At 37.6% G+C, this 19,328-nt stretch carries 17 protein-coding genes; 2 read left to right on the top strand and 15 right to left on the bottom strand.

The genetic code is table 11. From position 1 onward, the window contains the following. Positions 1-4: 4 nt before the first annotated feature. The 12 genes from EO120_RS06835 to EO120_RS06895 form a co-directional block, all read right to left on the bottom strand. Positions 5-646, bottom strand: coding sequence for a site-2 protease family protein (locus EO120_RS06835; RefSeq protein ID WP_241234910.1), 642 nt, complete (start codon positions 644-646; stop codon positions 5-7). A gap of 8 nt (positions 647-654) precedes the next feature. Further along, on the bottom strand, positions 655-1,425 hold the full coding sequence (locus EO120_RS06840; protein WP_127134741.1) for a carboxymuconolactone decarboxylase family protein: 771 nt from the start codon (positions 1,423-1,425) through the stop codon (positions 655-657). A gap of 72 nt (positions 1,426-1,497) precedes the next feature. Next, entirely contained in the window at positions 1,498-1,926 is a 429-nt protein-coding gene (locus EO120_RS06845; RefSeq protein ID WP_127134742.1) for a hypothetical protein, read from the bottom strand. Positions 1,927-2,016: 90 nt separating this feature from the next. Further along, positions 2,017-2,544, bottom strand: a complete 528-nt coding sequence (locus EO120_RS06850) for a MarR family winged helix-turn-helix transcriptional regulator (protein WP_127134743.1) — start codon at positions 2,542-2,544, stop codon at positions 2,017-2,019. Positions 2,545-2,718: 174 nt separating this feature from the next. Beyond that, positions 2,719-3,309: a nitroreductase gene (locus tag EO120_RS06855; protein WP_127134744.1), complete on the bottom strand. Its 591-nt coding sequence runs from the start codon at positions 3,307-3,309 to the stop codon at positions 2,719-2,721. A gap of 192 nt (positions 3,310-3,501) precedes the next feature. Further along, positions 3,502-5,532 carry a heavy metal translocating P-type ATPase gene (locus tag EO120_RS06860; RefSeq protein ID WP_127134745.1) on the bottom strand — a complete coding sequence of 677 codons (2,031 nt, stop codon included), beginning with the start codon at positions 5,530-5,532 and terminating at the stop codon, positions 3,502-3,504. 292 nt (positions 5,533-5,824) lie between these two features. Then, positions 5,825-6,595 carry a hypothetical protein gene (locus tag EO120_RS06865; RefSeq protein WP_127134746.1) on the bottom strand — a complete coding sequence of 257 codons (771 nt, stop codon included), beginning with the start codon at positions 6,593-6,595 and terminating at the stop codon, positions 5,825-5,827. Between the two features lie 335 nt (positions 6,596-6,930). Next, complete coding sequence (locus tag EO120_RS06870) at positions 6,931-7,284, bottom strand: Spx/MgsR family RNA polymerase-binding regulatory protein (protein ID WP_127134747.1); 354 nt, start codon at positions 7,282-7,284, stop codon at positions 6,931-6,933. A 317-nt stretch (positions 7,285-7,601) separates the two neighbouring features. Beyond that, the gene (locus EO120_RS06875; protein ID WP_127134748.1) at positions 7,602-8,318 is read right to left on the bottom strand and encodes a DUF554 domain-containing protein; all 717 of its coding nucleotides are present in this window, start codon (positions 8,316-8,318) and stop codon (positions 7,602-7,604) included. A 90-nt stretch (positions 8,319-8,408) separates the two neighbouring features. Further along, positions 8,409-9,002, bottom strand: coding sequence for a DNA-3-methyladenine glycosylase I (locus EO120_RS06880; RefSeq protein WP_127134749.1), 594 nt, complete (start codon positions 9,000-9,002; stop codon positions 8,409-8,411). A 489-nt stretch (positions 9,003-9,491) separates the two neighbouring features. Then, positions 9,492-10,307, bottom strand: a complete 816-nt coding sequence (locus tag EO120_RS06890) for an amidohydrolase family protein (RefSeq protein ID WP_127134750.1) — start codon at positions 10,305-10,307, stop codon at positions 9,492-9,494. Between the two features lie 24 nt (positions 10,308-10,331). After that, on the bottom strand, positions 10,332-11,624 hold the full coding sequence (locus tag EO120_RS06895) for an SLC13 family permease (protein ID WP_241234911.1): 1,293 nt from the start codon (positions 11,622-11,624) through the stop codon (positions 10,332-10,334). A 98-nt stretch (positions 11,625-11,722) separates the two neighbouring features. Between EO120_RS06895 and EO120_RS06900 the strand changes: the two genes are divergently transcribed. Together EO120_RS06900 and EO120_RS06905 are read left to right on the top strand one after the other, a co-directional pair. Then, positions 11,723-12,607 (top strand): LysR family transcriptional regulator, encoded by an 885-nt coding sequence (locus EO120_RS06900; protein ID WP_127134751.1) that lies wholly within the window; start codon positions 11,723-11,725, stop codon positions 12,605-12,607. 384 nt (positions 12,608-12,991) lie between these two features. After that, complete coding sequence (locus EO120_RS06905; RefSeq protein ID WP_127134752.1) at positions 12,992-15,283, top strand: hydratase; 2,292 nt, start codon at positions 12,992-12,994, stop codon at positions 15,281-15,283. 107 nt (positions 15,284-15,390) lie between these two features. Here EO120_RS06905 and EO120_RS06910 read toward each other — a convergent pair whose 3' ends face one another. The 3 genes from EO120_RS06910 to EO120_RS06920 form a co-directional block, all read right to left on the bottom strand. Continuing rightward, a complete protein-coding gene (locus EO120_RS06910) occupies positions 15,391-16,821 on the bottom strand; it encodes a reverse transcriptase domain-containing protein (protein WP_127134753.1) in 1,431 nt (476 codons plus the stop codon). A 444-nt stretch (positions 16,822-17,265) separates the two neighbouring features. Beyond that, on the bottom strand, positions 17,266-17,889 hold the full coding sequence (locus EO120_RS06915; protein WP_127134754.1) for a hypothetical protein: 624 nt from the start codon (positions 17,887-17,889) through the stop codon (positions 17,266-17,268). Between the two features lie 488 nt (positions 17,890-18,377). Beyond that, complete coding sequence (locus EO120_RS06920) at positions 18,378-18,905, bottom strand: hypothetical protein (RefSeq protein WP_127134755.1); 528 nt, start codon at positions 18,903-18,905, stop codon at positions 18,378-18,380. Between the last annotated feature and the right edge of the window lie 423 nt (positions 18,906-19,328).

Genomic DNA, 19,328 nt, shown 5'->3' on the forward strand with positions numbered 1-19,328 from the left:
CACTTTAGAAAAATGATGGCCCTAATAGAGCAGACATAATAGTCATGTAAATATTCAAAATATTAACCATCAATGGTCGAATAATAGCCGATAGGATTGGCGTATTGATGAGGATAATAAGGAATACCAGATTCCACATTCCTAATTGGTAGTATTGCATTTGCCAACGATATGGAAGCCACGGCAAGATGAGATTGAAACCTGGTAATGGTGGGATGGGAATGAGGCAGAATAAAGCAATGCCAATGCTATAGAGCATGATATTCCGCAATATTTCTACAAGCCCTATGGACGTAATGATACCAAGGCCTGTGCCCAACACGAGAATAAAGGTGAAGATAAAGCCCACCACAAGGCTAAACAATGGGCCTGCAAAGGTAACTAGTGTAATATCCCGACGTGGATTTTCAAAGTTATTTGGGTTCATCGGTACCGGTTTAGACCAACCAAAACCAATCATCATCATAATCAATGTACCTACTAATTCTAAGTGGCTCGTTGGGTAAAGATTAAGTCTACCAGCCATTTTCGGCGTCGGATCCCCAAGCCACACCGCTGCTTGCGCTTGGGCGTAACCAAACACGGTTAATACAATAATGATAGCCGGTATGCGAGCCAGCATATCTACTAAATTAAAATCAAACATAAAACTCCTTATTGCTTCGCTTTCCACGCGGCAAAGCCTGTGTTAATACATGCCAATGCATTGAGGACACGAGGATAACCGATGTACGGCACGCATTGAGATGCAATACTGATGAGATATTGTTTATCGTTCCCCACATTGAGGTTCCCTTCTACGTGTGCTTGTAATTGGCTTTCACAACCTCCTTGGGCCATGAGAAAGCAGAACGTAATCATTTCCCGATGCTTCACACTGAGACCTTTACGCGTATAGTAATCGCCAAACATGTTCGCCAACCATTTATTGATGTGACGTGTATCTTCAGGGCCTGACTTACAGTACTCACGCATACCTTCACCAAAGATTTCCACTTGTTTTTCAATGCCTTTTTCAAGACGCGTTTCTGGCGTTACCGTACTACGCTGCGTATCGGAAATGCTTTCATTACGATAATCAAAAATTTTATTTGTAATTTTGAAAAACGGACGCACACGGCCAATGCCAAGGTATGGAACAGCTTGATAAATCAGTTCCACCACTTCGTCAGGAATAACGCCAAAATTAAGCGCCGCTGGCATCATCAAGGAATATTCTTCCGTCGCACCAGCGCCGACGATAGTGGCCAAAATAGCAAGGAATCTATCCCGTGCGGCTACGTTTTTCCCTTCTTCTGTAATGACTTCGTGAAATGCAAAATTGTCGAATAAATCCTCAAATTCAGGATCGATATACCCTGCAGGCGCCGCAATATCCGGGAACATTCTCTCCGTATAGGCTTGTGCAAATTCGGATTTTGCCATAGGAAAACCTCCTCTATCGTTAAAATGGTGAAAGCCCACGTTGGGACTTTCACCATATATATGATTATGAAATTACATATTACTCAAAGTAGCAGGCATTGCATGCATATCAGGAAATGCTAAGTCTACGCCGTACACTTCTTTATAAGTAGCTAAGAACATATTATATTCGTTAGTTCCTGGCTTAATTTCATAGGACTGTCCATCTGGAGTAAATCGATACACACTATGCAAACTAGGATGTACGATATATTTGAACAAAGTAGCCTCTCCATATTGATTATCATGCATAGTTATCACATTGATGCCAAATATTATATTGCGACTTCCATCAATTTCTTTAAACTGGGACGCTTTGTCGAAATAATATGTTTCAGATCCGTTAGCACTGTTTGGTACCTCTGGATAATTCGCTAAACCATTCCAATTCGCTGCACTGGCTACAGAGCCGACCAATAAAGTCCCTGCTAATGCCCAGATAGTAAATATTTTTTTATTCATAATTATCGCCTCTTTTCCTAATATACAGTGCATTCCTCTTAATAAAGCTAGTAGTATAGATTAATTATACCATAGTTACTCCATCGATGATTATTTCTTACCAAGTAAATCCTCTGGATTTTCTACACCATGTGCCATGTCGATAGCATCTAGTAGTTTATTCAATAAACTGCGCAATGCCACCGCTTCTTCAACCGTGAAAATCTCGCTCGCTTGCGCCGCAATCGTTTGCGGTACTTGTACAGCTTCAGACCGAAGTGCTTTACCGGTATCACTAAGTGTTACCATGACTACTCGTTCGTCTTGTCGGCTTCGCTTCCGTTTTAAGAAACCTTTTGTTTCCAATTTTTTTAACAATGGTGTCAATGTACCAGAATCAAGACGCAATACTTGTCCCAATTCCTTAACAGATAGTTCTCCATATTGCCACAATGCCATCATAACAATATATTGTGTATATGTTAAATTCAATGGGTCTAAATGTACCCGATAAGCATTAACAATTTCCTTTGCCACTACATACAAAGGAAAACCCAATTGATTCTCTAGTAATAAAAAATCATCAGCCGGCACATCCTCCACCCGTTGATATCCTGCTAATGTTCCAATTTTTGCCATTTAATAACCTCCATAACACACTATTTTCTAAATCAATTGTACACAATTTTACAAAAAACAGTCAACTTGTGTTTGTAAAGCCTTCACTATCAAAAAAATACAGGCCCCCAAAAGTAACTTTACGTAAGCCTAAAGCCGTAAGCGTAATAGAATCTTTTTTGAGCCTGTATTTTGTTAATCAATCCACGTAACCGGATTCCCTTTAATTTCAAGCACCCGTCTATTTAACCCATTCGGCAAATCAGGATAGCCTACAGCAAGACTGGCATAGACTTTTTCGTCAGCCCCTAATCCAAGTTCACGCAACTGATTTACCAATCGTTCATTATCTTGAAGATGGCGGATTTGGTTGACCCAACAGCTACCAAGATCAAGAGCATTACATGCAAGCATCATGTTTTCCATTGCTACTGCAGAGTCTGCAAAATTATTCGCCAGCACAGGTTTATGGGCTACTACCACAAGAACTGGTGCATTGTAATTAAATACAAATTTACCTTGGGCAGACATTTCAATGATATTTTGCATATATGCTGGCATATGCTCTGTAACAGGCATTTTACCATATTCCTCTTGTACAATAGTTACAAGATTTTTCAAAATATCTTGGTTCGTAATCACGATAAAATGGATTTGTTGTAAATTACCCCCAGTAGGAGCACGACGGCCTGCATCGATAACCGCCTCAATAAGCTCTTTCGGAACAGGATTCGACTTAAATTTTCGCGTACTATGACGTGTTTTAATGCCTTCTAAAATATCCATCTATATCCTCCCTCGATTTATGAAAGTCATACTACCTTGAATACCATCTATCTAAAGATTCCGCCAAATATCATCAAGGCTCTCACCAATAAGATAGCAACTACTATGTATCTATATATTTGTATTATAATCCAACACTAGCCTCTCCACAATAGCGCTACCACATGTGATACACATGAGGCTATCTCACGGTCATGCATCTTGAAGTTGCCCATCAATACGCACACTAGATGGTTTATGACAACTCATTTTTTTATAGGACCAGGTCAACAACAATGCCGAATTAACTACCACAAGTAGACTTCCGCCATTGTGGACGAGGGCACCCCATACAGGGGATAAGGAACCAACCATGGCCAATATGATGGCAGCACCGTTCAAAAGTAATGAAAAGGTGAGGTTAATCTTGATGGTATTCATCATTTTCTTAGATAAGGCTACAAGGTGAGGTATATCTTGCACGGTGTCATTAACAAGCACTATATCTGCAGCCTCAACGGCAATATCGCTACCCATACCTCCCATAGCAATGCCTACATCAGATTTTTTTAGGGCTAGTGCATCGTTAACACCATCACCAACCATGGCCACCACATGACCGTTATCTTGCAATTTAGCTACTACATGTAATTTATCCTCTGGCAAACACTCTGCCATGACATGACTCACATTGAGAGGCTTAGCAATATATTGAGCCGTAGTTGTGTGATCCCCTGTGAGGAGTACAGGTGTTACATCTAACCCGTGCAATGCATCAACTACAGCACGGCTTTCAGAGCGAACACGATCCGCCAACGCAACATAACCAGTCAACACAGAATTAATCGCTACGTACACGATAGATGCACCTCGTACAAGATATTCATCAACACTAGCTTTCACAGTATCTGGAATCACAATGCCAGACATAGCCATCATATCCTCATTGCCAGCAAGCACTTGAGAACCTTGAGATTTTAAAGTATTCATCCTCACATCATTGTCTGCAATCGTCTGATCCATATTAGGTGTCACCGCCAAATGAATCGATGAAGCGAATTCGGCAGTTTCACCGCCCACAGTGGCAGTCAAGCCCTTACCCGGCGTAATGGATACATCCGATATCCCCATCATAGGTGCATCATACGATGATGTATACCCAGCCACGATGGCCCGCCCTAATGGATGCTCAGACTGCTGTTCTGCAGATGCCACCACGCGATACAACTCAGCCTCGCTCATATGATTCATAGAATATAATCCCACCACCTGTGGCGTACCATGTGTCAAAGTTCCTGTTTTATCAAATGTAATAGTATCCACCTTCGACAGCTCTTCCATTATGGAACCACGTTTCACAAGGAACCCATGCTTGCTAGCATTGGAAATAGCCGCCATAATAGCTGCTGGCGTAGCCAGTACGAGGGCACATGGACAAAATACAACTAATATAGTTACAGCGCGAATCATATCGCCGGTCACAATATATGTACCGATAGCAGTTAATAGAGCTAAACCCACAATCCATGTTGCCCAGCGGTCGGCAATACTAACGATTTTTGCATTCCCTGGATCGGTAGCTTGCACCAATTTAATCATCCGTTGAATAGAACTATCCGTTCCTTCTTTCGTAGCCACCATATCAAATGCACCGAATTGGTTGAGGGTACCAGAAAACACTTCATCCCCTACCGTTCTATCAATCGGCATAGATTCACCGGTCATAACAGATTGGTCAATAGACGTAGAACCACTGCAAATCGTGCCATCTACAGGGATAATTTCTCCAGGGAATACGCGAATTACATCACCTACCATTACAACGTCGGCTGGCAAGATTTCTTCCTTATTATTACGTATTAATCGAGCTGTAGTGGGTGTTAAATCCACTAACTTTTCAATACCTGATTGTGCTTTAGACACCGTGAATTCTTCGAGCATGGCTCCTAGTTGCATGATGAAAGCAATTTCTGCAGCAGCAAAATATTCGCCTATAGCTACCGCTGCAACGAGCGCTAAGGAAACAAGCAAATCCGCTTTTACATCGAATTCTTCATACATAGCCACTGCAGCACCCCAAATAATAGGCAATCCATTAAACACGATGGCAAGCCATGCCCAGTCGAAGGGTAGCCACCATTGAATACCTGCCAAACTAAACCCTACCCCTACACCGCCTACTGCGAGAGTCAATTTTTCTCCATTAACATCAAACCATTCTGCTATGTTACGCCATGTTACCATATATGCCTCCTTTGAAAGTGTAAACTAACATACAGATTATGTTTTTATATTTCATTTTATATACCCATACGGGTATATCTATTACTTATACTATATACCCTATAGGGTATATTTTCAAGAAGAAATATATGTACACTTATTCACATATACAGATATAACCAGATACTATACATTCCATACGCACACAAAAACCCTCGCCACACAATGTAGCGAGGGTTTTCAAGGATATATAGGTTATAAGATTATACATGAGAAGCTAAATAAAATGAAAACTTTCACCAAAAGAATCCGATTACTGAGCCAAGGAATGTTGCATCATCGCCACGTTTCCGAGGGTTAGCATATGTCCCATTCCAAAGAGGAGCACCGCCCCTACAGGATCAATGCTTCCCATAACGGCCCAAATGATAGTCCATGCGTAGATGCATATGGCACCAATAGTAGTGAAGAGCAAAATTTGCTTACTTCCATTAGATAAGCTCAACAAATGTGGTGCATTCACCACAAGGTGAGTCAATTGATAAAGAGCCACGATAATGGCTAATACAGACGGACAAAGTACCAAAAGCAAGGTAATAGTATGCACCAAATTCTGCGTCACTGCATAAGATCCAATGGCTACAAAAATACTGCATACCACCATAATAGGCGCCCACGGTTCCAAATGAACCTGAATCTCATGCCACTGATCATTCAATGTAGGCAACCAATTGTCATTCACCGTCAAGATTCGGTTCTGACTCAAATACTGTTCCACGAGAATCGAAATTTGAAATATGAGGGCTATGTACGCCGCATCATGATAATCGCCGATAGCAACAAGCGCAATGAGCGCCACAGAGGTCAAAAAATTACTGCCAATCTCCAATTGTTCGTACATCGACGCCAACGACTGAAACACGATAGGCAACCCACAAAAAAGCACCGTAATCCATGCAACATCTAATGCTAAACCAAATGGTTCAGTGAACACATCCACCATAGCCAACACCGCACCAAGTACCGTAAACAATAAGCGCCGCTCAAAACTAGCTTGCTTTCCAAATATATTCTGTATCATCATAAAGACCTCTCTATTCAACTATAGCCGGACTCACTTGTTCCGGTTTTACCAACTGTTATACTTACCTTTTACAATCTCTGTAAACGTACTAGCAATCTGTAAACGTACTAGCAAAAAGATTTATATTAAGTATATACTCAGTTTATACCTATAGGGGTAGTTGTATTAATTATGATTATACAGAACATACATAAGATTTACAAGAAATGTATTTAATTACTTTATAATAACAACTGACAGATACCCTTCGTTAAAGCGAATTGCGTAGGCCAACAGCCGTTAAGCGTTCCTAAACTTTAACCAAGGGTATCCGCCATATCAATAAAACAAGAAAATTAAATGCCTAATGCTTCTTTCCATTCAGCTTCTTTAAATCCAACCAATACTTTATCATCAAGCACAAGGATTGGCCGCTTTACGAGCATCCCATTAGATGCGAGAAGTGCTAGTTTTTCTGCCTCGCTAAGATTAGGCAATTTATCTTTCAATTGTTGCTCTCGATAAATCAAACCAGACGTATTAAAGAAAGCTTTCAAATCTTTGCCTGATTGTGGGTACCATTGAGCGATTTCTTCGGCTGTAGGGTTTTCAGATTTAATATCACGATCTGTATACTGGATATTATGGTCATCTAAAAACTTTTTAGCTTTTTTACACGTTGTACATTTGGGGTATTCTACGAATAACATAAGGACTCCTTATATCAAATAAATAACTAATATATTGTAAATATTAAATGCTATATGCTTAGTATAACAACTATATCTATTATTTTCAATATTATAACATAGGCAACTTTATTATACAAAAGGAGCCGTCTACATCAGCCCAGCAGTATCACCGAATGCATAAAATAGTAAAACTACACATGCATTATTATACAAAACATATCTTCTACATCGGCAGCTAATATTTTGGCATTTCACAAAACTACACCTGATTAACATTCTTATTAGGTCCTAATGTAAAGACTGTTAATTTCGTCAAACTGTAAAACGGCACTTAATTAAAATACAAAAGTTAACAACATAGCAATAAATATAGCTGGCAATAAGTTAGCAATGCGAATTTTACCAGGCCAAATAAGGTCGATGCCAACGCAAAAGATGAGAATAGAGCCAACATAAGACAAATTATCAATGGCACCTTGAGTCATAATCGGTGCCGCCCAGTTCGCCATATAGGTAATCATGAGCTGAGTAATACCTACAGGGATGAAAGAAAACAAAGCACCTTTCCCCATAGACGAAGCCATAACCATGACGATAATACCATCTAGGATACCTTTCAGTAACAGCGTTTGATAATTACCAGTCAGACCGTCTTGAATAGACCCAAGAACGCCCATAGCGCCAACGGTAAATGTTAAGGATGCAGTAATAAAAGCATTCGTAAATTGTGGATCTCCACTATTGCCCGTTCGGGCTTTCAACCAATCACCAAGTCGTACAATCCATCGATTAAAATCAATCAATTCCCCGATAATGGCGCCTACCACCATACTGATAATCATCATGAGAGGCCCCGTCGTTTGCAGCGTACCATTTACGATGACTAACATATATTGCATAGCACCGCTCATGCCTAATAGCAGTACGATGACACCGCTCACCATCATAAGCGTTTGTTTTAAATTTTCTTTCATTCCTCGCCGAAACGCAAGACCTAGCACGCTACCGACAATAATTAAAGCCACATTAATGACCGTCCCTAAACCTGGCATGTATTTCCTTTCTAAAATCTATTCTTGAGCATATATCATTATACGAATTAAATTCTTAATTACAACTCACCATATGAATTGAAGTGAAAGCTACGCATCCTCTCTCTTATATACAATATTCGTAGATTCATTGATGTCGTCAAAACACTGACAATCTCTCCCATGATCATTGATGAGACCACTAGCTTGCAAGTGCGAATATATCGTCACAGGGCCGAGGAATTTGAACCCTCTCTGTTTCAAATCATTACTAATTCGCTCAGACAATTCATTTTTAGCAGGAATATTCCCTTCTGGATGCCCTTCGTAGACCAGAGTTTTGCCGCCTGTGAAAGCCCAAATATAATTACAAAAGGAACCGAAATCCCGTTGTACCTCTATAAAACGCTGTGCATTATGAATGATAGCACGAATTTTTCGATCCGAACGAATCACATTAGGTGCGTTCATGATACGCTCCACATCAGCGTCTGTATAAAGAGCAATCTTCTTATAATCAAAACCATCAAAAGCAATGCGTAAATCTTCGCGTTTATTCAATACTGTAATCCAACTGAGACCACATTGCATGACCTCTAGCATAAGGTGTTCAAATTGTTTTTTGTCATCATGAACTGGTCTCCCCCATTCATGGTCGTGATAATCTTGGTATAATGGCGTTGTAGGCCATTCACATGTGTGCATAGTAACTCCTTTAGCACCTTATATTACATCGAATTTATTTAATATGATTATACCATAAAATGTACATCTTAGGGCTACAGCACAGTCATATAGTTACATAGTTCTATTAAATTCCCATCTGGATCTCTCAAATATAAACTACGCATAGGGCCTAATGCCCCATTTCGATAAAACAATTGTAGTCATCATTATATTACAGTGCAATAACGGTATCAATGTGTTTGTGATTATATGGACAACTACACCGCATACGAACTAAGTATGTCTGAGCTCTATAAAAGCAACGATAAACCCGCGCATGACATTCCGACGGCATTTGAATACTGGGGGATGTATAGGACGGAGACACGTAAGGGGAACTCGTTAATACAACATTCTCAACTATTTATTGCTAATATAGAACGAAAAAACCACTTACTATCAGATTTATTTCTAATAGCAAGTGGTTTTTCATATCACCATATATAATTAAACTAATTATCGGTAGTACTATTTTTGTGGAAGCAACTCAGCAAAGCTCTCCCCTAATATAGTATTTCTCACGATTTCATCAGGTACCATATCTACAAAAGACTCCCACGTAGCATCATAGTTAATATCTGATTCAAAATTCGTATGTGGCCAATCACTGCCCCATAGTAATCGCTTAGGACCATAGGATTCTAACAAATTAGGAAGCATTTGTTTTGCCAATCCTTGGCAAGTATCAAAATCTGCGCCTTTTTTCAATCGATATACACCAGAAATTTTGACCCATACGCGGTTTGTCGCTCCAATAGAAAGCATATATTTAAAACCTTCATCTTCTAATGGGTTGTCGACAGTAGGGTTCCCCCAGTGATCAATAACAATCTTAACACCCGCTTTCAAAAGAGGTTCTACAAAGGTAGACAAATTAACAGCATCTGTATGAAGTTCAACATGCCAATCTAATTGTTTAATATAAAACAGACACGTTTTCCATTTATCGCTAGTTAAATCAGGCTGTTCCACACCATATAAATTGAGTCGAATACCAATAATATTATGAGTATCAAGCTCTTTTAATTCAGCCAAAGAAATACTAGGTTCCACTACCGCAACACCATAGAGTTTAGTCGGATTTGTTTTGATGGCTTCTATCATATGAGAATTATCAGTACCTAGAAAACTAGGTTGTATTAATACGCCAGCCTCTAAACCTTTGGATTCAAAATTACGTATAAAATCTTCTTTACTAGCTGTATAGGTTGGTGCATAACGCCGAACAGCCGCTAGTTTTAGTCCTGGTTTAAACACATGTGCATGAGAATCTACTAGTTTCATAACATTATCTCCTTTACTTTCATATTACACAAGAATCGAAATAACAAAGGAATATACGATAGCTGCCAACAAACAAATTGGTGCACCTTTAAACATCAAATCCGTAAACATACTTTCACGTTCCGCATCAGAAACGGCACTCAATAAGAGACTACCACCGGTAGAGAATGGAGAAATCGCAGTCGCTTGGGCCCCAATGACAATAGACGAAAACAATACGAATGGTGCAATGTTAGCGGCCTTTGCCAAGTCAGGGACAATTGGGAAAAGAGCCGGTGTTACGACGCCAGTAGTGCTGGAGAAGAATGACATAAATCCACCAATGACAGCCATAACCGCAGGTACAATAGCACTTGGTAACGCAGAACTTACTACACTAGCAATCATAGATACAGTACCAGCTTTAATGGCTACGGAAATAAGCATGCCAATACCGCAAATCATAATTAATGTACCCCAAGGAACATTCTTGACGATTTCTTTTTCATTTCCTAATTTCATTAGCAATCCAATAACAGCAAAGATAATAGAAATTAAACCAACGTCAATAGATTTATCCATCGCTTTTATGAAAGCAACGCCTGGGAAAACACCATCTAACAAAGGGAATATGAGCACAATGAAGATCATACTAAAAATTAAACCTAATGTTTTCTTCTGTACCCCATCAAACGGTGTAGGAATTTCCATATCGAACAAGCTATCAGAAGAGCCTTGTTTTCTATCAAATAAACCAAGTACGGCTAGCACGATAATAGGAATAATAAAAGAAGCTAAAAAGATCTCAAATTCATAACTATAGGCCTCAGCTTGAAATCCCGCTTGTTGCATAAGTCCTACAAACACAATACCTCCAGGACTAATCATGAAATTATGTCCACAAAGAGCACCGTAATTCGCAGCTAATGCACCTGTCAATAAATTGGTATTAGTCTTTTTACACAATAAAATTGCGATAGGAGCAAAGAATGCCAACACAGCAAAGAATCCAGCACCAAGGGCAGACATAATAGTAGCTGCACCGAAGATTGCAAAAGGTAATAACTTTGGATATTTTCGAATTCTGTAGAGCAAATGCTGTGCTAATTTTTCTAATGTTCCATTTCCAATAGCAAAGTTATAAAACAATGAAATTGAGAAAATAACAAAGAAAATACTAATCGGCCACATTTTTATAATTTCGCTTGGTTTTAGTCCCATCATAAACGTGCCAATGATATAGGCAAAAACCATGCCAAATAGACCTGTGTTAATTTTAGTTTTATACCCGAGGGCTATAGCCAGCACAATGGCTAAAATAATAATTCCATTTATCATGATATGCTACTCTCCATATAAACTACACTATCACTTGAATCTACAAGGCTACTTTCGATACAATACAAGTAATCGACTTCTAACGAAAGGAGCCCATAATGAACGAAAAAGATTTATTACTCATAAAAACATTATTTGAAGAAAAGAATATTACTCATACAGCCAAACGATTATTCATATCCCAACCAGCCATTAGCGATCGGATCCATAAATTAGAAACAGAATTAAATTGTTCTCTCATTGTGCGCCAACCAAGAGGTATATCTTTTACTAGTGAAGGCGAACTATTATATCAATATGCTATACGTCATCTCCAAGACTACGACCAACTAAAAGCTACGCTTAGTTCAGACCGCTCTACTACACGTGGTGTACTTAAAATAGGCTGCTCTAATATATTCTCTAAATACAAGCTACCACCTCTCTTATCAAAATTTATTGAACTCTATCCAGAAGTAGATGTATCTATGCGTAGTGGCTATAGTCATAATCGGTTCAAAGATTTTTTAGAAGGCAATATTCATGTATGTATCGCTCGAGGCAATCACAATTGGCAAGAACAGAAAACATTACTATGGGAAGAACCATTATGTTTATTTTCTAAATACCCCCCTGATTGGAATCAAATTCCCAATATGCCATATATACACTACATAACAGATCCTATGTTACAGAACGTGCTAGATGAATGGTGGTATAGTTTATTCAAAACACCTCCTAAAACAATCATAGAAGTAGATGCTATGGATACAGCATTAAAATTAGTGCAACAAAACCTAGGCTACACGTTATTGTCACAAAGTTGTACCATTGATACACCAGATTTATTAGCGTCCCCTTTATACTATAAATCTGGACAACCAGTATTACGCAGTACATATATGTACTATCGCAACAACTATGAACAATTCGCTGCTACAAAGGCATTTGTAGATTTTATGAATCTATATACCCAAGACCAACCTAATGATGTAACGTTATAGAACTACATAATAATGTAACTTCACTTAATTGCATTATTATTATGATTTTATGATATATGTATAACTATAACTCTACAAATAGTAAGTTCTTACTATCTGATATAAGAAAAACCGATTGGTAACAATTTAAACCAAAAGCTAATTATCCACTTAATAACAAGACTCATACAATAAAGGTTATAATTTAATCTCATACTCATAAAATAAAAAAGCTAATCCTATTTTGGGATTAGCTTTTTTAGATATAAGGTTTTCCTATGGCTGATAGAAAGTTTTTTCTCTTTGTAATAATACATAAAAATCACTATGCTAGTAGCATATAGTATGGTGTATCCATCATAATGTGTCAGTCCCCTTATTGTTATACATATAAAGGAGTTCATTATGGTTACCTTAATTCCAGGTGGAGTATATTTATATAACGGCACTCAAATTGTTTTACCTACAGACTCACCCGCCCAAGAACATTCTAATCAATTTAATACAGATGCTTATAAAGCAACAATGGCCTATCAAATCATGATGAATCATCAAACAGCTGATGGTGATACCACTCTACGTATTAAATTCGATGCTCTTACCTCCCACGACATTACCTATGTGGGGATTATTCAAACGGCCATAGCTAGTGGATTAGATAAGTTTCCAATTCCATATGTCTTAACCAATTGTCATAATACCTTGGCCGCTGTAGGCGGTACTATCAATGAAGATGACCATGTATTCGGCTTATCTGCAGTAAAACATTTTGGTGGCATCTATGTACCACCTCACCTCGCTGTTATCCACCAATACATGCGTGAAACCATGGCAGGTTGTGGCAAAATGATTTTAGGTTCTGATAGCCACACTCGCTATGGTGCACTAGGTACTATGGCAATCGGCGAAGGTGGTCCGGAGTTAGTAAAACAACTACTAGGACGTACCTATGATATCCAACGCCCTAAAGTAATCGCTATTTACTTAGAGGGTAGCCCACGCCATGGAGTTGGTCCACAAGACGTGGCTTTGGCTATTGAAAAAGCAGTGTTCCAAAATGGTTTCGTTAAAAACTGCGTCATGGAATTTGTGGGGCCTGGCATTGCATCGCTTTCACAAGATTTCCGTAATGGCATCGATGTAATGACTACAGAAACAACATGTTTATCTACCATTTGGCGCACTGACGATATTACAAAACAATTCCTCACCATCCATGATCGCCCTAATGATTACAAAGAATTGAATCCTGGCACTGTTGCCTACTACGACGGAATGGTGAAAGTTGACCTTACCAAGGTAGAAAACATGATTGCTATGCCATTCCATCCAAGCAATGTATATACCATCAAAGAACTCAATGAAGGTGGCAAAGAATTACTCGCTCATATCGAGCATGAAGCAGTTGAAAAACTAGATAACAAGAATCTTCGTCTACAATTACCAGAAAAATATTTCGATGGCAAAGTCCATGTAGACCAAGGCATCATCGTCGGCTGCTCTGGTGGTTTATACGAAAACATTGTGGCTGCCGCAAATATCGTCGGTGGTAAAAGCGTCGGCAACGATCGTTTTGCATTTAGCGTATATCCTTCTAGCCAACCAATCTATCTAGAATTGATGAAAAATGGTGCTCTCGTAGACCTCATGGAAGCCGGCACAATCGTTCGAACAGCATTCTGTGGCCCATGCTTTGGCGCCGGAGATACACCAAACAATAGCGGTTTATCCGCGCGCCATGCTACACGGAACTTCCCTAACCGTGAGGGTTCTAAACCAGGTAATGGTCAAATTGCTTCCGTTGCATTAATGGATGCACGATCCATCGCAGCTACAGCTATCCATCATGGTGCTTTAACTCCAGCAACAGAAATTGATTATGATGATACTATTCCAGAATATCATTACGATAATAAACCATACATGAACAAAGTATATTCTGGGTTCCAAGCTGCTAATAAAGATTCGGAAATCATCTATGGTCCATCGATTAAAGCATGGCCGAGCATTGAAGCACTTAATGATAATATTTTATTGAAAGTGGCTGCTTATATTGATGATCCAGTAACTACGACAGATGAATTAATTCCATCTGGTGAAACATCATCCTATCGTTCCGATCCATATGCACTCTCTGAATTTGCATTAAGTCGCAAAGTGCCTGAATACGTTAGCCGTGCCAAAGAGGTGCGAGAACTTGAAAAAGCACGTCAAGAAGGAACGATTCCAGACGAATTAGCTCAAGCTTATGAATTAGTTAATACCGCTATGAATCTTGAACAATCTGTAGAATCCCTAGCTAAAACAACTAGTGTAGCAAGTACAATTTATGCTAACAAACCTGGTGACGGTTCTGCCCGTGAGCAAGCTGCATCATGTCAACGCGTACTCGGTGGTGGCGCTAATATCGCCCTTGAATATGCTACAAAACGATATCGTTCTAATGTAATTAACTGGGGCATGTTGCCATTCGTAACATCTGCAGAAGCTGCTAAAAAAATCGATACCTTCGATTATATTTGGATCCCTAATGTACGTAATACGCTCCTAGGTACAACAGACAACTTTGATGCCTATGTTATCAATACAAATAAAAAAGAAAAAATCACATTGCATCTTGGTTATCTCAGTGATGAAGAAAAAGACATCATCGCTAAAGGCTGTTTGATTAACTACTATGCGGCAGAAAATAATTAAAATCTAATAGCTCTATGAGAAAGGGGCTGTAACAAAAATGTTCATTTTGTTACAGCCCCTTTTATCTTATATAAAATTAAAGCATTATAAGTCTGCAAGAAACTAAACTATTTAAACCTTTTCAATAAATGACGAATAGATTTGGTCGTAATATCACTAATGCTTTCATCATTCTTGAATTTCTTCTGCGCGCGCAATACATAATCATGAAAATTTCCCTTATCTTGTTCAATCAATTGCACATGTTTATAATTTCTATGGTATTTCCGATAAAATATTGTGCCTTTATATGTGTATTGATTATACAGTCTATAAAGAGGAATTATTTTTGACTTTACTTTAGGATTTCTAGGATGAGTCACCCCATCTTGTTTTATAATGCTTCTTATGGCTTCATTCATTTTTCCATAATAACGAGAAATCGTTTTATCTCTAATCGAAACCTTATCACCATCAAATGAAAACCCTAAGTAATTTATTCTCGTCTTCTCACTTTTTACAATATTTATATTTTCCGACAATATCTTTTCAAAATTAATAATCTCATCAGGCCTGACCTCAAACCATTTTTGTTTTTCTGGTTGTAATACAAGTTTAGGAATAGATTTAACTTGATTATTAATAAAAGCTTCCAAATTCCCTTTACTACATTCTAGCTTCGGTATAACAATGATAAAGTCATCACTATATCTTTGATAGAATCCATTTTTTGAATCAACCCATTCCTTCAATAATAAGTCCCATTTAATCATATATATATTAGCTAGTACTGCACTTATAGGTGTGCCTTGTGGTATCCCATATATATTATTATGTTTATGAATTCTTATCTTGTCAGATAATCTAAGTTTCGCCATGGATAATACGCGCCCACCATTAAAAGATTCTTTGTTCAGCAACCGTTTATCACGATCACAAGCTTCTAATTTATGATATGCCAGTATATCCTCAATATCTACATATGAATATTTAGTTATATTTTTGAATACATTATAGTAGTCTTTAGGTAATTTACGACTTCTACTAATCTCAATATTCTCATCACCTAGTAAGTCTAAGAGCTGCTCTTTTAGATATGCATGCTCTAAGGAATCAAAAAAATCTGTAAAATCACCAATCACTACATAGCAATCTTCTTTTTGTTTTTGTAACTCACGAATAAATTCAAATGCATTATACGCAAAGTCCACATTACTTAATCCCAAATTTGTTCTATAAGCAACTGGAGCCCAAGGAAATTTATATTTTTCTACATAAGTATTATATAATTCATTTAATTTATAACTATAGTAACGATAAATCCATGAATCTATATGAGCAGCATAATATATCTCTCTTCTCTTAGATTTATCAATAAAACCATTTTTCCATTTATACTTAGGCATGAAAAAATGAATAAGAGGATAAAATCCATGCTGTTCAATGTTCTCTATATTAAGTATATATTCCTTCACGCGCTCATAAGAGACCCATACATCAAAATGATTATATTTACGAGTCAGTTTCTGAACCTTTGCTTCCCATTCACTTAAATCCATGTCCACCTCATTGCAAAACCCACGAACAACCTTGGTGGAATGGAGCGTTCGTGGGTCAAGAATTTACACCATATATAATTTTCATATATAATCGTCCACCAAATGACCTATAGGTCTTTTAATAGCAATTAATGTTATACTAAAGGAGTTGATTGAAACTATGTTCAATGAAACCTCTGGTATCACTCAAGTGATATCATTAGTCACCGTATTGGCTATATTCATATTCCATAGAAATCTAAGGAGTAAACAATATAGTTATTGTTATCGGCGACAATCTACGAAAATACTTTCGAGATTGACATCAATTTGACTCCTCCAACGCATATCGTTGGAGTACTTTTATTATATCAAGATATATTTACTGCATCAATATAAATTAAATAATCTCTCCCCCTAATAGTACAAAATCTTCATATTAGCTTATAATACCAAATGATTCCCCTATTGATGACTTAATAGATGCTCCAAAGCTACGAGTCTAGCAGTATACTCTTGGTCTTTATAGTATAGAATTAAATAAATCGGAAAAATACACCCGATTACAACACTAACATATACCATAATTGAAAATGCTGTTGAATAACCAGGAAAAAACTGATGGAAATGAGCAATCAACCATAAAATCATCAAATTTAAGAGGCCACCTATTCCCCACAATCTCTTTACCTTATTATCGTTTTGCGCAGCCCAGTACGCACCTAATAAGAAGAAAAATGCTACCGCCATGTTAATTGCATAAGGAAATACAGCCAATATAAGCTCTATCTGCCAATCGACTTCTTTACCAGTTATTGCGACACTTATAACTGGCCATATTACAACCTGTAGAAGCCCAAGTAATGTAATAAGATTTAACCCTTTAATTTGAGATTTCCTCCTCTGTATAACCGCAATCTCTTCTCTCCTTCTCAATACAGAAAATGACTGGTACAATTTAATGTATCTTTTTACAAGTTTATCAAATGAATCATTTGAAGTAGAGATTGGCATATCTACAGAAAGTTTCATCCTAAGATATCTAACAAGTGAATTTTTAATTTTTATCAAATTTATTCGTTTATACATATAAATTTCCTTTTAGTTAATTTATAAACTAAGTCTATTTTAATTATCCCCAATATACCGCCCCTCACCCAACCAAGTTCCTTATCGCATACTCCCAACATTCCAACATAATTAAGGTATACTTACTAGATAAGTCGATTAATCATAAAGCAAGTTTTGTATCCCCCCATTGTATTACGTTGATATTCAAAGGAGATATGAGATAGGTTCATTAACAACGACTTTGAGGGTTATGGGATTCTATCTATCTCTAAATTAGGCGACTAATATGTATTGTGCTTGACCTCATTACCATCGACATTTCATTAATACGCAAAACTATTATTCCAATATTAATATTTGCTTTTACCATACATAGCACAAGACCATTCGAGGTATTAATAATCCAAAGGAAAAGACTACGGTCAATATTCCAAAATCAATCGCAATGATTTCAAAGGCACTCATAGTATCTCCCTCTCTTCATACAACGAAGAGGGGGACTTCAATTAAGAATCATCCTTATCCCAAAACTGATGCCCAATATAAGTAGCAAGTAAGGCCCAAAAGAACACATCACTACGTGTTGGTGCACTAGGTTTATATGTTACAGGATTATGTGCATAGTCACTAGTATCTGTAATACTAGAAGTAGCAATAGAGTCTGTAGTATTAGACGTTATAATAGTATTTGCAGTATTAGGCGTTCTAACAGTATTTGTAGCACTATGTGTAACGATGGTATTTGTACTTTCACCATATAATTCATGCCAAGTATAAACAATAAAATATAACAGTGAGCAAATAGCTACAAAACATCCTGCAATATTGGCAACTAACTGGCTGCTAAATAAAATAACAATTGGTATGTATGTAATCAAATACAAAACAACTGCTAATACTAGTATAGGAATCGATACGAAGGGAATTAATAAAAAGCCAATAAGCCCTAGGATTTTAGCAATTAATGTAAGCCCCTTTGATGGTGTAAATAACCAACGCAAAAAAGAGCATATGTTATGAACAATACTTGGCATAGCGTTCACCTTACTTTCAAAGATTAAACATCTATTTATATCAGTTATGAAATAAGTTGTGAAATAAGATATACACCCGCCTCATAACAATATATATCTATATTATAATAGTAACACATCCAACGGGTATTTTTTACCTCATTGGATGTGTTACTTATGTATCGTATCAGCCATTCGCATTTGACGATATACCTAAACATCGCTATACTATAAGTAGATAGCCAGACGAGTAGTTGCGTCAGGCTCATCTCGGAAAATACAAAATTTTGAGAAATGGCCTTTCAGCTTAGCTAATTACGGGGTTATAGGACAAAAAGTGTTGGTTTTATAGGCGATGCACTCAGTAAATTACTGAGTGCATCGCCTTTTTAAATTGTTTAGTAATTTTTAAATGGTGGACAAAAGGTGTTGGTAAAAAGTTTG

The organism is Veillonella caviae (assembly GCF_003992125.1).
GTDB classification, from domain to species: Bacteria; Bacillota; Negativicutes; order Veillonellales; family Veillonellaceae; genus Veillonella; species Veillonella caviae.